A 14,433-nucleotide genomic window follows, 5' to 3' on the forward strand; every position below is an offset into this window, starting at 1 on the left:
GACACCAAGACGGCCGCGCCCCCTGCGCGGCCGTTTCCCTTTGGAGGCTGTGAAGCAGATGAAGAAGTCAGTCGAAACCGGTACCAGCGTCGACCTCAAACCCATCCTCGATGCGCTGGCCAAGCGCGTGGGCAAGGCCGGCCTGGCCGAGGCGCAGGCGTTCGCCGCCGCCTTCTACCGGCGCATGGATGCCGACGAGATCGCCAGCCGCAACGCGGCAGGCTGGGCCGAACTGGCCGCCGACATGCTGGAGTTCGCGCGTACCCGCAAGCGCGGCAAGGCCAGCGTGCGCCTGAGCAATCCCGCCGACTCCACCCACACCCTGGTACAGATCGTCAACGACGACATGCCGTTCCTGGTCGATTCGGTGACCATGGCGCTGGCCGACGCAGGCATCGGCGTGCACGTGCTGGGCCATCCGGTCATCCGCATGAGCCGCGACAAGGCCGGCAAGCTGGTCGGCGTGGGCGAAGGCGCGGCCGAGTCGCTGATGCACCTGGAAATCGACCGCCAGCCGCAGGCCGCGATGGCCGCGGTCAAGGCGCGCATCGTGCAGGTGCTGGACGACGTCCGCGCGATCGTCAACGACTGGGAGCCGATGCGCGACCGCATGCGCGAGGTGGCCGAGGACATGGCCAACCGCAAACTGCCGGTGGGCGAAGCCGGTCGCCAGGAGGCGCAGGAGTTCCTGCGCTGGGCCGCCGACAACCATTTCACCTTCTTCGGCTACCGCGAGTACAAGGTCGGCAAGCAGGGCAAGGAAGACATCCTGTCCGCGGTGCCGGGCAGTGGCCTGGGCCTGCTGCGCGGCGAGGAAAGCGGCGCGCGTCCGCTGAAGTCGCTGGCCGCGCACGCGCTGCCGCAGTCCGGCGCGGTCGATGCGCTGATCCTGACCAAGACCAATGCGCGCGCCACCGTGCACCGCCCCGGCTACATGGACTACATCGGCGTGCTGGGCTTCGATGCCAAGGGCCGTGCGGTCAGCGAACAGCGTTTCGTCGGCCTGTACACCTCCAGCGCTTACACCCGCCGCCCGTGGGACATTCCGCTGGTGCGTGAGCGCCACGACTACGTGATGGACAAGTCCGGGCTGGATCCCAGCAGCCACAGCGGCAAGGCGCTGCGCCACATCCTGGAGACCCTGCCGCGCGACGAGCTGTTTCAGGCCGGCGAGGAGGAGCTGTTCCGCACCTGCATGGGCATCCTGGGCCTGCAGGAGCGCGTGCGCAGCAAGCTGTTCGTGCGCCCTGACCGCTACGGCCGCTACTACTCCGCGCTGGCCTACGTGCCGCGCGACCGCATGAGCACGCAGGTGCGCCACCGCATCGAGGCTATGCTGCGCGAGGCGCTGGGCGGCGAACGCGTGGACACCAACGTGCAGATCGGCGATTCGCCGCTGGCGCAGCTGCACATCATCGTGCGGCCCAGCGCCAGTGCGGCCAACGCGGAGATCGATCTGCCGGCGCTGGAAGCCAAGCTGGCGGAGATCGTGCGCGACTGGCGCGACGACCTGCGCGAGCGTCTGGTGGCCCGCCACGGCGAAGAGGCCGGGCTCAAGCTCGCCGCCCGCTTCGGCAACGCCCTGCCGGCCGGCTACATCGAGGAGGTCAGCCCGGAGGCCGCGGCCGACGACGTCGAGCATCTGGCTGCGCTGACCGGCGACGACGACCTGCGCCTGCAGCTGTGCCGTTCGCAGCGCGGCAGCCTGCGCTTCAAGCTGTACCGTCCGTTGCGCGACATCCCGCTGTCCGACGCGCTGCCGATGATGGAAAACATGGGCCTGCGTGTCATCACCGAGCACCCCTACAAGGTCGAGCTCGAAGGCCGCGTGGCCTGGATCCAGGACTTCGAGGTGGAATCGCAGCAGGGCGAGCTCGACGTCGATGCGCTGGACGCGAGCTTCGAGGAGGCATTCGCGCGGATCTGGCGCGGTGATGCCGAGAACGACGGCTTCAACCGGCTGGTGCTGGCCGCCGGCCTGTCGTGGAAGCAGGTCGCGATGCTGCGTGCCTACTGCAAGTACCTGCTGCAGGTGGGCGTGCCGTTCTCGCAGAGCTACATGGAAGCCACGCTGACCCGCTACCCGCTGCTGGCGCGGCTGCTGGTGGAGCTGTTCGAGGCGCGCTTCGACCCGGCTACCGGCAAGGAAAGTGCGGCACAGATCCAGCAGGGGATGGAGCGCTTCGGCGCCCAGCTGAAGGTCCTGGCTGCTGGCGACGCGCCCGCGCAGAACGCGCTGAAGGCGTTGGTCAAGTCGCGCGAAGGCAACCGCGAGGCGCAGGTCGAAGCCGCGCGTGGCGCGCTGCTGGGGCTGCTGGATCGGGTTGGCAGCCTGGACGAGGACCGCATCCTGCGCAGCTTCATCGGCGTCATCGACGCCACCCTGCGCACCAACTACTACATCGAATACAAGGATGGCCTGCGCAAGGACGGCGGCCCCGCCGACTACCTGGCGTTCAAGTTCGACACCGCCCGCGTGCCCGACCTGCCGAAGCCGCGTCCTTATCGCGAGATCTGGGTGTGCGGCCCGCGCGTGGAAGGCACCCATCTGCGCTTCGGCCCGGTGGCCCGCGGCGGCCTGCGCTGGTCCGACCGCCGCGAGGACTTCCGCACCGAGGTGCTGGGCCTGGTGAAGGCGCAGATGGTGAAGAACACGGTCATCGTGCCGGTGGGCAGCAAGGGCGGCTTCTACGCCAAGCAGCTGCCGAGCCCGGCGGTGGACCGCGACGCGTGGATGGCCGAAGGCATCGCCTGCTACAAGCGCTTCATCAACGGCCTGCTGGACATCACCGACAATCTCAGCGTGGACGGCAAGGTGCTGCCGCCGGCGGGCGTGGTGCGCCATGACGGTGACGACCCGTACCTGGTGGTGGCGGCCGACAAGGGCACCGCAAGCTTCTCCGACATCGCCAACGGCATCGCCCAGGCGCATGGCTTCTGGCTGGACGACGCGTTCGCCTCCGGCGGCAGCGCCGGCTACAGCCACAAGGGCATGGGCATCACCGCGCGCGGCGCCTGGGAGTCGGTCAAGCACCACTTCCGTGCGCTTGGCCGCGACAGCCAGAAGCAGGACTTCACCTGCGTGGGCATCGGCGACATGTCGGGCGACGTGTTCGGCAACGGCATGCTGCTGAGCAAGCACATCCGCCTGCTCTGCGCGTTCGATCACCGCCACATCTTCCTCGACCCGAACCCGGATGCTGCCGCCTCGTTCAAGGAGCGCCAGCGCCTGTTCGACCTGCCGCGCTCCAGCTGGGCGGACTACGACGCCAAGCTGATCAGCAAGGGCGGTGGCATCCATCCGCGTTCGGCCAAGTCGATCGAGATCACCCCGCAGGTGCGTGAGGCGTTGGGTATCGATGCCAGCATCAAGGTGATGACCCCGAACGAGCTGATGCACGCGGCGCTGCGTGCGCCGGTGGACCTGCTCTGGAACGGCGGCATCGGCACCTACGTCAAGGCGTCCAGCGAGTCCAACGCCGACGTCGGCGACCGCGCAAACAACGGCCTGCGCGTCAACGGCGCCGACCTGCGCTGCAAGGTGGTGGGCGAGGGCGGCAACCTCGGCATGACCCAGCTGGGCCGCATCGAGGCGGCGCAGGCGGGCGTGCTGCTGAACACCGACTTCATCGACAACTCCGCCGGCGTGGACACCTCCGACCACGAGGTGAACATCAAGATCCTGCTCACCGGCGAAGTGCAGAAGAAGCGCCTCAAGCTGGCTGAACGCAACAAGCTGCTGGCGGCGATGACCGACGAGGTCGCGCAGCTGGTGCTGAACGACAACTACCGCCAGAACCAGGCGCTGAGCCTGATGGAGCGGATGAGTGCCTCGCGCCTCGGTTCCAAGATGCATTTCATCAGCACGCTGGAAGCGCAGGGCCTGCTCGATCGCCAGATCGAGTTCCTGCCTACCGACGCGCAGATCGCCGAGCGCAAGCTGCGCGGCCAGGGCCTGACCCGTCCGGAGCTGTCGATCCTGCTGTCCTACGCCAAGCTGGTGGCGTACCCGCAGCTGCTGGAATCGGACGTGCCGGAAGACCCGTACCTGTCGAAGGAACTGGTGCGCTACTTCCCCGAGCCGCTGCAGAAGAAGTACGCCAAGGTGATGGAGAACCACCGCCTGAAGCGCGAGATCATCGCCACCGCGGTCACCAACTCCACCATCAACCGGATGGGCGCCACCTTCCTGATGCGCATGCAGGAAGACAGCGGCCGCAGCATCGGCGAGATCGCCCGCGCCTACACCATCACCCGCGAGACCCTGGACGCGCGTGAACTGTGGGCGCAGATCGACGCGCTGGACGGCAAGGTGGCCGAGGGCGTGCAGGTTGACGCCCTGCAGGTGATCTGGGAGCTGCAGCGTGGCTTCACCCGCTGGCTGCTGTCGCGCCCCGGCGCAGTGCCGGCGATTGCCACCGCGGTGGAGCGTTACCACGACGGCTTCCGCGACATCCGCGCCGGCGAGGGCATCCTGCCGCCGTCGCAGCGTCCGCAGTACGAAGCCAGCCGCAAGCAGTGGCGCGATAAGGGCCTGCCGGCCGCACTGGCCGACCAGCTGGCCGCGCTGCCGTACCTGGAGTCGGGCGCCGACATCATCGAGCTGGCGCGCGAGCGCAAGCTGCGCCCGATCGAGGTGGCCAAGGTCTACTTCCGCCTGGCCGACGCACTGCACGCGCCGTGGCTGCGCGAGCAGATCGAGGCACTGAAGGTGGACGGCCGCTGGCACGCGGTCGCCCGCGGGGTGCTGCGCGACGAGCTGTTCGCCCAGCTGCGCGCGCTCACCGCGCAGGTGCTGGCGATGCCGGGCAAGGAGCCGGACGCCAAGGTGCAGGCATGGCTGACCCGTGACGATTCGTCGCTCCGTTTCACCCTGGCCATGTTGACCGAGCTCGCCGCGCAGAAGGGGCTGGACTATCCCACCGCATCGGTGGCGGTGCAGCGCGTGGCGCAGCTGGCGCAGCGCGGCTGATCTTCGCCACCCGTTGTCCGCGATGGGCGTCCCGCAAGGGGCGCCCATCTTTTTTCCGGTGCAGGGGGCGAGGCCCGGAAAAGGGGTGCGGCGATGGGGGGTCCGCCCTGCACGGGCTCTTGCTATCCTCGGCGCATGACCATGCCGCGCCTTGCCCTGCTTGCCAGTCCCGCCGATGAGGCGCGGGCTGCGCTGGCCGTACTCGAAGCAAGGCACGGCGCGCATCCCCCGGAACAGGCGGATGTGATTGTCGCGTTGGGCGGTGATGGCTTCATGCTGCAGACCCTGCATCGCCACGGTGCGCTGGGCAAGCCGGTGTACGGCATGAAGCTGGGCACCGTCGGCTTCCTGATGAACCAGTACCGCGCCGAGGACGACCTGCTGGCGCGGATCAACACCGCCGAGCCGGCGGTGCTGCATCCGCTGGAGATGCTGGCGCAGACCGAGTCCGGCGCCACGGTCGGCTCCCTGGCGTACAACGAGGTCTCGTTGCTGCGACAGACGCGCCAGGCCGCACATATCGGCATCGAGCTCAACGGCGAGCTGCGCCTGGACGAGCTGATCTGCGACGGGGTGATGCTGGCCACCCCTGCCGGCAGCACTGCCTACAATTTTTCCGCGCACGGGCCGATATTGCCGCTGGGGGCGAACGTGATGGCGTTGACGCCGATCGCGCCGTTCCGGCCGCGGCGCTGGCGCGGTGCGGTGCTGAAGTCGGGCACCGAAGTGCGGTTCCGGGTGCGTGACCCGCACAAGCGGCCGGTCAGCGCCACCGCGGATTCCCACGAGGTGCGTGATGTCACCGAAGTGCTGGTGCGCGAGTCCCGCGACCGCAGCGTTACCCTACTGTTCGACCCCGAGCACAACCTGGAGGAAAGGATCCTGATCGAGCAGTTCGCTGCCTGATGTCCGTCTATTGCCTGGGGTGAAGATGCAGTTCGAGAGTCGAGACATTGGAGTGTCCGCAGCCGCTTCCCCGCCAGGGCGGCGGGTGCCGGCATGGGTCTGGGCGGTCGTCGCGTTCGTGCTCGGGATGGCGTTGACCTTGTGGCTGGCGGATGCCGAAAAACGCCGCAGCCGCAACGAGGCTCGGCGGGTGTTCGTGCAGGAAACCCGCGGCGTGGCGGAGGCCGTCCGCCTGCAGCTGGACCAGTGCGGCCACTTGATCCGCGCGTTCCAGTCGATCTTCATCGCCTCGCAGACGGTCACCGAGATCGAGTACGTCCGCGCTTATGAAAACATGCAGTCCAACGGCGCGGCGCGCGTCAGCCTGCAGGCGCTGGCCTACGCGGAGCGTCGGCGCCAGGCCGATGGCGACCACTACGTGACCACGATGTTCGCCCCGCAGTCGGGGAACCTCGCGATCCGCGGGCTCGACGTGAACAGCCAGCCCAGCAACCTGCAGGCGCTGGAACGGTCGCGCGATACCGACGAACTGTCGATGTCGGCACCGTTCGCCCTGCGCCAGAGCGGACGCCAGAGCCTGGGGGACGGCTTCATCCTGCGCCTGCCGGTGTTCGCGCCCGGCACCCGGCCGGGGACGGTGCAGGCACGACGCGCGGCAATTGTCGGCTCGCTGGGCGCGTCGTTCCGGATCTCGGACCTGATCGCCTCGGCGCTGCCGGACGCACCCGAGCAGCTGGCCGACGTGGTGGTCGAGGACGTCAGCAACGGTGCGCCGCGGCCGCTCTATTCGCAGGCCTTCGCCGGCCACGCGGTGGGCGCTTCGCGTTCGGAATACTCGGTGCCGCTGCAGTTCGGCGGGCGCACCTGGAAGGTCGTGGCCCGCGGCGTGGAAAACCCCGAGGGCGGCAGCTGGCTGCTGGTGCTGTGGATCGGTGCGGCGGTCAGTGCGCTGCTGGCGGCGCTGACCTGGTCGCTGGTGAGCACGCGTGAACGTGCGATCACGCTGGGCACCTCGATGGCGCGGCGCTTCCAGGCCAGCGAGGAACGCTTCCGCAAGCTCAATGAACTGTTGCCCTGCCTGGTGCTGCTGGCGCGCGAGGACGACGGCACCATCGTCTACCGCAATGCCACCGCCCGCGACCGGCTGGCGTCCAGCATGCAGGCCGACCGCTTGGCCGACCTGCTGGGCCAGGAGGTGATGGTGCGGCTTGCGGCCGCGGACACCGACGTGCTGCTGACCGTCGATGCGCAGTTGCCCGGCACCGACGGCGGCAGCTTCTGGGCCAGCCTGTGGCTGAGCACCATCGAGCTGGACGGGGCGCCGATGTGGCTGCTGGTGGCCAGCGACATCTCGGAACAGCGGCAGCTGACCGAGCGGCTCAGCTACCAGGCCAGCCACGATTCGCTGACCCGGCTCTACAACCGCCGCGAGTTCGAAGCGCGCGCGCAGTCGCTGCTGAAACTGCCGGGGCACGGCGACGGCGCCTTGCTGTTCATCGACCTGGACCAGTTCAAGATCATCAACGACACCTCCGGTCACAGCGCTGGCGACGAGCTGCTGGTGCAGCTGGCCGCGGTGATGCGCGAGAAGCTGCGCCCCGGCGACGTGCTGGGCCGGCTGGGCGGCGACGAATTCGGCGTGCTGCTGCGCGGCGCGGCCACGGTCGACGCCGCGTTGATGGCCGCGGAGCGCCTGCGCAGCAGCATCGAAGGCTTCATCTTCAGCTGGGAGCAGCGCACCTACACCATCAGCGCCAGCATCGGCGTGGTGATGCTGGCGCATGCCACCACGTTGCGGGAGCTGTTCGCGCATGCCGATGCGGCCTGCTACATGGCCAAGGATGGGGGCCGCAACCGCGTGCACGTGTACGCGGAGGACGACACCGCGATCAGCAGCCGGCTGGGCGAGATGGAATGGGCCAACCGCATCCGCGATGCGCTGCGCGATGGTCGCCTGCTGATGGATTACCAGGAACTGCACCCGCTGCAGCCCGGCCACGCCGGAGGCGCGCACGTCGAACTGCTGCTGCGCCTGCGCGGCGAGGATGGCGGGGTGGTGCCGCCCGGCGCGTTCCTGCCGGCGGCGGAGCGCTACGGCCTGATGCCGCTGATCGACCGCTGGGTGGTGGAAACCGCGCTGGGCAACCTGGACCGCATCCATCCGCACGGCAGCCGCCTGGCCACCTGCGCGATCAACCTCTCCGGCGCCAGCCTGGAGGACGAGGGCCTGATCGCGCGCATCGAACACCTGATCGCGCTGTACGGCATCGAGGCGCGGCGGCTGGTGTTCGAAATCACCGAGACCGTGGCGGTGCGCAACTTCATCGCCTCCAGCGCGCTGATCGCGCGGCTGCGGGCGCTGGGCTGCCGGGTGGCACTGGACGACTTCGGTGCCGGCATGTCGTCCTTCGGCTACCTGAAGAACCTCGAACTGGACATGCTGAAGATCGACGGCAGCTTCGTGCAGAACCTGGCCAGCGACCGCATGTCGCAGTCCATCGTCAAGGCGGTGACCGAGATCGGCCACCAGCAAGGGATGGTGGTGGTGGCCGAGTGGGTGTCCTCGCAGGAGATGCTGGATATCCTTGCGCCGATGAACGTCGACTACGCGCAGGGTTTCGCCCTGCACAAGCCCGAACGCGCCGTGTTCCAACGCGATGCCGACCAGCGCTATTCCGACCAGCGCGATGGCTGACCCGCACGCATCGTCTCCCGACCGCCTGCCGCCGCCGCTGGTGGTGGCGATCACCGCACGGGCGCTGTTCCACATGGAAGACAGCCACGCGCTGTTCGAGCGCGAGGGCATCCAGGCGTTCGCCGAGTTCCAGCGCCAGCGCGAGGACGACGTGCTGCCGCCGGGCATCGCCTTCCCGCTGGTGCGCAAGCTGCTGGCGCTGAACGAAGGCGCCCCGGCCGATGCGCCGCGGGTGGAAGTGATCCTGCTCTCGCGCAATTCCTCCGACACCGGCCTGCGCGTATTCAATTCCATCCAGCATTACGGCCTGGACATCCGCCGCGCCACCTTCACCGCCGGGGCGCCGGTCTGGCCCTACATCAAGCCGTTCGGCGCGCAGCTGTTCCTGTCGGCCAACCCCGAGTCGGTGCACCAGGCGCTGGAGGCCGGCGTGGCCGCGGCCACCATCCTGCCGGAGAAGGCCAGCGAGCCGCGCCAGCGCCAGCTGCGCATCGCCTTCGACGGCGACGCGGTGATCTTCGGCGACGAGAGCGAGCGGGTTTCGCGCGAACAGGGCGTGGAAGCCTTCGGCCGCCACGAACGCGAACGCGCGCGCGAACCGCTGTCGGGCGGCCCGTTCCGCGGCTTCCTGGCGGCGCTGCACGACCTGCAGGCGGCGTTCCCGCCCGGCGAGGCCGCGCCCATCCGCACCGCACTGGTCACCGCGCGCTCGGCGCCCGCGCATGAGCGGGTGATCCGTACCCTGCGCGAATGGGACGTGCGCCTGGACGAGGCGCTGTTCCTCGGCGGCCGCGACAAGGGTCCGTTCCTTGAAGCCTTCGGCGCCGACATCTTCTTCGATGATTCCCCGCACAACATCGATTCCGCCCGCCGCCATGTCGCCGCCGGGCACGTGCCGCACGGCGTGGCCAATGCACCCATGCCGACGCAGGCTGCCGGCGTCGATTCCGCGGCGGACCGCAAGCCCGACTGACCGCACCATCCGGCGCCGGCACCACCCATTCAGGATCAACTCCGGGTCAAGGGCCCGCTAGCCGGGCAGGGCGCAAGCTTGCCTCCACCCCAGATGCGCAGTACCGTCGGTCATCTGTTCATTGGATGAACGCATGCCGTCGATGCCCCAGAACACCGACGAACTGGACGTGGCCCTGCTGCGGCGCCTGGCGGATTCCCCGCAGGCCAGCCAGCGCGAACTGGCCCGGGACACCGGCGTTTCGCTGGGCAAGATCAACTACGCCCTGCGCGCCCTGATCGACAAGGGCTGGGTCAAGGCCGGCAATTTCAGCCGCAACCCGCACAAGCTGCGCTATGCCTACCTGCTCACCCCCAGCGGCATCGAGGCGAAGGCCCAGCTCACCCGCGCCTTCCTGGCCCGCAAGATGCGCGAATACGACCAGCTGGCCGCCGAAATCGAGACCCTGAAGGGCGAAGTTGGACATGACTGAGGGCGCATCCACCTGCCGGTGCGCATGCATGCCGATGCGGTCCGGGCCGTTCGTGCATGAGTTCGCGATGGCATCGCCAAACGCCCCCGCGCCGGTCCGCTGGCCCAGTTCCGGCCGGCCCGAAGCGCGCGGTGAAGACCGCGCGAACGCCCCTCTCGCCATCCTGTGCGCGGTTTCCGCGAACCGTTCGCCGTGGGCGCGTCCTGCCCGTGCCCCGGCTCCCTGCATCCACTGACCTGCAGCCCACATGCCCCAGACCCTGAAAGACACCAAGATCGCTATCATCGGCCTCGGCTACGTGGGCCTGCCGCTGGCGGTGGAGTTCGGCAAGCAGTACGCCACCACCGGCTTCGACATCAACAGCGCCCGCATTGCCGAACTGAAGCAGGGCAGGGACAGCACCCTGGAAGTGGAGCCGGAACTGCTGGCCCAAGCCACCGGCCTGCGTTTCAGCGACCAGCTGGACGATATCGCCGGCTGCAACGTCTACATCGTGACGGTGCCCACCCCCATCGACACCGCCAAGCGCCCGGACCTGACCCCGCTGGTCAAGGCCAGCGAGGCCATCGGCAAGGTGCTCAAGCCCGGTGACACCGTGATCTACGAATCCACCGTCTACCCCGGTTGCACCGAAGAAGTCTGCGTCCCCATCCTGGAACGCGTCTCCGGCCTCACGTTCGAAGCCGCTGCCGGTGCCGCCAATGCCAACACCCCCGCCGCCAATGCCCCTGTAGGAGCGCACCGCAGGGGCGCGATCCCCGCCGCCCCCACCTTCGCCGTCGGCTATTCCCCGGAACGCATCAACCCCGGCGACAAAGCCCACCGCGTCACCACCATCAAGAAAGTCACCTCCGGTTCCACCCCGGCCACTGCCGATTTCGTGGACGCCCTGTACGCCAGCATCATCACCGCCGGCACCCACAAGGCGCCCACCATCAAGGTGGCCGAGGCCGCCAAGGTCATCGAGAACACCCAGCGCGACCTCAACATCGCCCTGGTCAACGACTTGGCGATCCTGTTCAACAAGCTGGGCATCGACACCCTGGACGTGCTGGAAGCCGCCGGCACCAAATGGAACTTCCTGCCGTTCCGCCCCGGCCTGGTGGGCGGCCACTGCATCAGCGTGGATCCTTATTACCTGACCCATAAAGCCCAGGAAGTGGGCCACCACCCGCAGGTCATCCTGGCCGGCCGCCGCACCAACGACGGCATGGGCGCCTACGTGGCGGACCAGGTCATCAAGCTGATGGTGCGCAAGGGCATCAACCCGGTGAATGCCCGCATCCTGATCCTGGGCCTGGCCTTCAAGGAGAACTGCCCGGACCTGCGCAATACCCGCGTGGTGGACATCGTTGCCGCCCTGCAGGGCTACAACGCCCGCGTGGACGTGCACGATCCGTGGGTGGATGCGGCCGAAGCACAGCACGAATACGGCATCAGTCCGATCGCGGCGCCGGAGCAGGGCGGCTACGACGCGGTCGTCGTGGCGGTGGGACACCGGCAATTCTGCGAACTGGGTGGCGAAGGCGTGCGCCGCTACGGCAAAGCGGACGGAAACGTGGTGTTCGACGTGAAGTATGTGCTGCCGCGGGATGCGGTGGATGGGCGGTTGTAACCCATGAAAGTTCTGGTTACCGGCGGTGCCGGTTACATCGGCAGTCACACCTGCGTGCTTTTGCTCGAGGCCGGTCATACGGTCACCGTCATCGATAATCTTTGCAACAGTTCCGCCATCGCGCTCGCGCGGGTGCAGGAACTGGCCGGTCGTCCTTTGCGGTTCCTGCAGGGGGACATCCGCAGCCGCACTGACCTGTCGGGTGCTTTCGAAGGCGGCGTAGATGCCGTGATTCATTTCGCCGCGCTGAAAGCGGTCGGCGAAAGCTGCGACGAGCCGCTGCGCTATTTCGACACCAACATCGGCGGCACGATTGCCTTGATGCAGGCGATGGAAACTGCAGGCGTATCGAAGCTTGTCTTTTCTTCATCGGCCACCGTCTATGGGCAGCCGGACAGCGTTCCGGTCAACGAGGGAGCGCCCCTGCGCGTCACAAACCCGTATGGCCGCACCAAGCTAGTGATGGAGCAGTTGATCCAGGATTGGTGCGCTGCGCGCCCAGAGTTGAGTGCGGTGCTGCTTCGCTATTTCAATCCCGTGGGGGCGCATCCTAGTGGCCGCATTGGCGAAGACCCCCGCGGCGAACCCAACAACTTGATGCCTTGCGTTGCCCAGGTGGCTGTGGGCCATCGAAGCCATCTGCGCGTGTTTGGGGATGACTATGCCACTCCTGATGGCACCGGCATCCGTGACTATTTGCATGTAATGGATCTCGCTCAGGCGCACCTAAAGGCGTTGGAATATGTCGGCCTGCATAATGGTTGCGAGATTTTCAACCTTGGCGCTGGTCACGGTCACTCCGTGATTGAACTGGTGCGGGCATTCGAATCTGCGAGCGGCCGGAATATCCCCATGGAAATCATGAAGCGCAGGTCTGGAGATGTCGCGGAGCTTACTGCGGACCCGTCGCACGCGAACGTTCGCTTGGGCTGGAGCGCAGAACGGGACCTGTCGATGGCTTGCGCCGATGCCTGGCGTTGGCAGAAGGCAAATCCCCTCGGCTTTACCCCTGATCCCGAATGAACTCTATTTTCAAGGAGGTGGCGGCTAAGTTTGGCGGGGTTTCGGGCCTGAGTATTTCATCGGCTGCGTTGAATCTGGTTACTACCGTTCTTGTGGTTCGTTGGTGTGGTGCTTCCGTCTATGCGGATTTCATGGTGGATCTTGCCATCGTTTCGCTCCTGCTGTTGCTCCTGGAGGTTGTCCCAAGCAACTTTTCCGTGTTCCGGCTGCAGGATGACCGTCAGTGGCGCACGGTGGTTGAGGGTCACCTGTTTCTCGTGGCGGTGCTGTTGGTCGTGTCGGTGTTTTCGCTGGCAAAGTTCGGCGTGATATTCAGTGATTTTTCTCCATGGATTGCGCTGTACGCGGCGAGCCAGGCTTCGAAACGGTACTTCGACCTGATGCTGCAGGCGATGGGGAGGCTGCATGAATTCATGGCATTGGAGGTCGCAATATCCTTCGTCCGGCTCTCGTATCTTTCCTTGGGGGCATTGGCCGGCTACCGGAACATCGATCTGGTGTGGGGGTCGCTTGCGGCGGCAGTTGTGTCAAGTCAGATCATCTATGCAATCAAGCGCGGCAGAACCCTGCAGATCGATGCGCCAACCTCCGCGAGGATGGAAGCTTGGGAAGTTGCCCGGAAATTTCTTCCCTATTACCCGGGCATAGCGCTGAAGCGCGTCAAGGACAATTTGCTGCCATTGATCGGAAGCTGGGTGCTTGGATCCAAGGAGACATTGGGTCTGTTGATGCTGGCGTACCGTGGCGTCGTCTTTGCCAGTGGCCAGATTCGGATATTCGAGGCGCTCTTGTATCACCGTGAAACCTTGGGAAAAATCGAGGCCATGCCGGCAAAAACACGGTTCGCGGTGGCGGGAGTGGCGCAAGTCGCCGCGATTTGTGCCTCAGTGGTTCTGCTTGTGCTTTCCGACGAGCCTGCAAAGCCTTATGCGGCGGCGATCATGCTGTCGTTCCTTGTGTGGCCTATTTCTTTCTATTCGATCGAGCGCGCCAATGCCCTGGCCAGCTTCAATCCAGGTAGGGTCAATTCGGCACTGCTGGCATATCTGGTTTTCGCAGTGGCGGCGGCCTGGGGTGTTTGGAGAGCGGGTATGGAAAACGTTTATGCCCTGATCGCGGTGTTTTTGGCAGCCGAAGTGCTCCAATACCTGGTGATGAAACGAATGAGGCCGGAGGTGGCGTAATGGGGGGCGGCTGATGAAAATCCTGATTGATCTTCTTCGCTGGTGGAAATTTAGGAGGGTGCGCTTGCAGGTGGAGGGGCGTGGCTGTGAGTACAAATCCCTTCGAAGCAGTTTCATCGCGCCACAGTACTTAAATCTTGGTGATTTTGTCCAAATCGGTCCGGAGGCTATGATCGATGCCACCGGTGGTGTAGAGATCGGAGCCGGCTCGATACTTGCGCCCCAAGTTTGGATCTATTCGCGCACTCACCACTTCGGTGATGCTGCTACGGCACTTCCGTTTGATAATGTTGTGTTGACTAAAAAGGTCACCGTCGGCCGGTATGTATGGATTGCCGCACGGGCGACCATTCTGCCAGGAGTGACCATCGGCGATGGTGCCGTAGTTGGAGCGGGTGCGGTCGTATCAAGGGATGTGCCGCCGTGTGCGGTCGTGGTCGGAAATCCGGCGAGGGTCGTTCGCTACCGGGGCGTTGAACAGTTTCGCACGTTGTTGGAATCAGAAAATCCGTTTGTCTATGAAAGGTTCGGTCGTAAAAAGGTCGCGCGGAAAATGACAGGGAGCGGGCGCGATGCCAGTGACTAGGCGCCAT

General features: G+C 66.3%; 9 protein-coding genes. All 9 read left to right on the forward strand.

Features of this window, described 5'->3' with window-relative positions; translation table 11 throughout:
* Positions 1-58 precede the first annotated feature (58 nt).
* Positions 59-4,972, forward strand: a complete 4,914-nt coding sequence (locus ICG51_RS13790) for an NAD-glutamate dehydrogenase domain-containing protein (RefSeq protein ID WP_190280887.1) — start codon at positions 59-61, stop codon at positions 4,970-4,972.
* A 135-nt stretch (positions 4,973-5,107) separates the two neighbouring features.
* Positions 5,108-5,878 (forward strand): NAD kinase, encoded by a 771-nt coding sequence (locus tag ICG51_RS13795; RefSeq protein ID WP_190280888.1) that lies wholly within the window; start codon positions 5,108-5,110, stop codon positions 5,876-5,878.
* Between the two features lie 127 nt (positions 5,879-6,005).
* The gene (locus ICG51_RS13800) at positions 6,006-8,573 is read left to right on the forward strand and encodes an EAL domain-containing protein (protein WP_190280889.1); all 2,568 of its coding nucleotides are present in this window, start codon (positions 6,006-6,008) and stop codon (positions 8,571-8,573) included.
* Entirely contained in the window at positions 8,566-9,546 is a 981-nt protein-coding gene (locus ICG51_RS13805) for a 5'-nucleotidase (RefSeq protein WP_190280890.1), read from the forward strand. The genes ICG51_RS13800 and ICG51_RS13805 overlap by 8 nt, the downstream gene beginning before the upstream one ends.
* A 133-nt stretch (positions 9,547-9,679) precedes the next feature.
* Entirely contained in the window at positions 9,680-10,018 is a 339-nt protein-coding gene (locus ICG51_RS13810) for a MarR family EPS-associated transcriptional regulator (RefSeq protein WP_223809469.1), read from the forward strand.
* 247 nt (positions 10,019-10,265) lie between these two features.
* Positions 10,266-11,633, forward strand: a complete 1,368-nt coding sequence (locus tag ICG51_RS13815) for a nucleotide sugar dehydrogenase (protein WP_190280891.1) — start codon at positions 10,266-10,268, stop codon at positions 11,631-11,633.
* 3 nt (positions 11,634-11,636) lie between these two features.
* A complete protein-coding gene (gene galE / locus ICG51_RS13820; RefSeq protein ID WP_190280892.1) occupies positions 11,637-12,656 on the forward strand; it encodes a UDP-glucose 4-epimerase GalE in 1,020 nt (339 codons plus the stop codon).
* On the forward strand, positions 12,653-13,840 hold the full coding sequence (locus ICG51_RS13825) for a hypothetical protein (protein WP_190280893.1): 1,188 nt from the start codon (positions 12,653-12,655) through the stop codon (positions 13,838-13,840). The genes galE and ICG51_RS13825 overlap by 4 nt, the downstream gene beginning before the upstream one ends.
* Positions 13,841-13,853: 13 nt before the next feature.
* Positions 13,854-14,426 carry an acyltransferase gene (locus tag ICG51_RS13830; protein ID WP_190280894.1) on the forward strand — a complete coding sequence of 191 codons (573 nt, stop codon included), beginning with the start codon at positions 13,854-13,856 and terminating at the stop codon, positions 14,424-14,426.
* Positions 14,427-14,433: the final 7 nt, after the last annotated feature.

This window comes from Thermomonas sp. XSG, assembly GCF_014678725.1.
Taxonomy (GTDB): Bacteria; Pseudomonadota; Gammaproteobacteria; order Xanthomonadales; family Xanthomonadaceae; genus Thermomonas.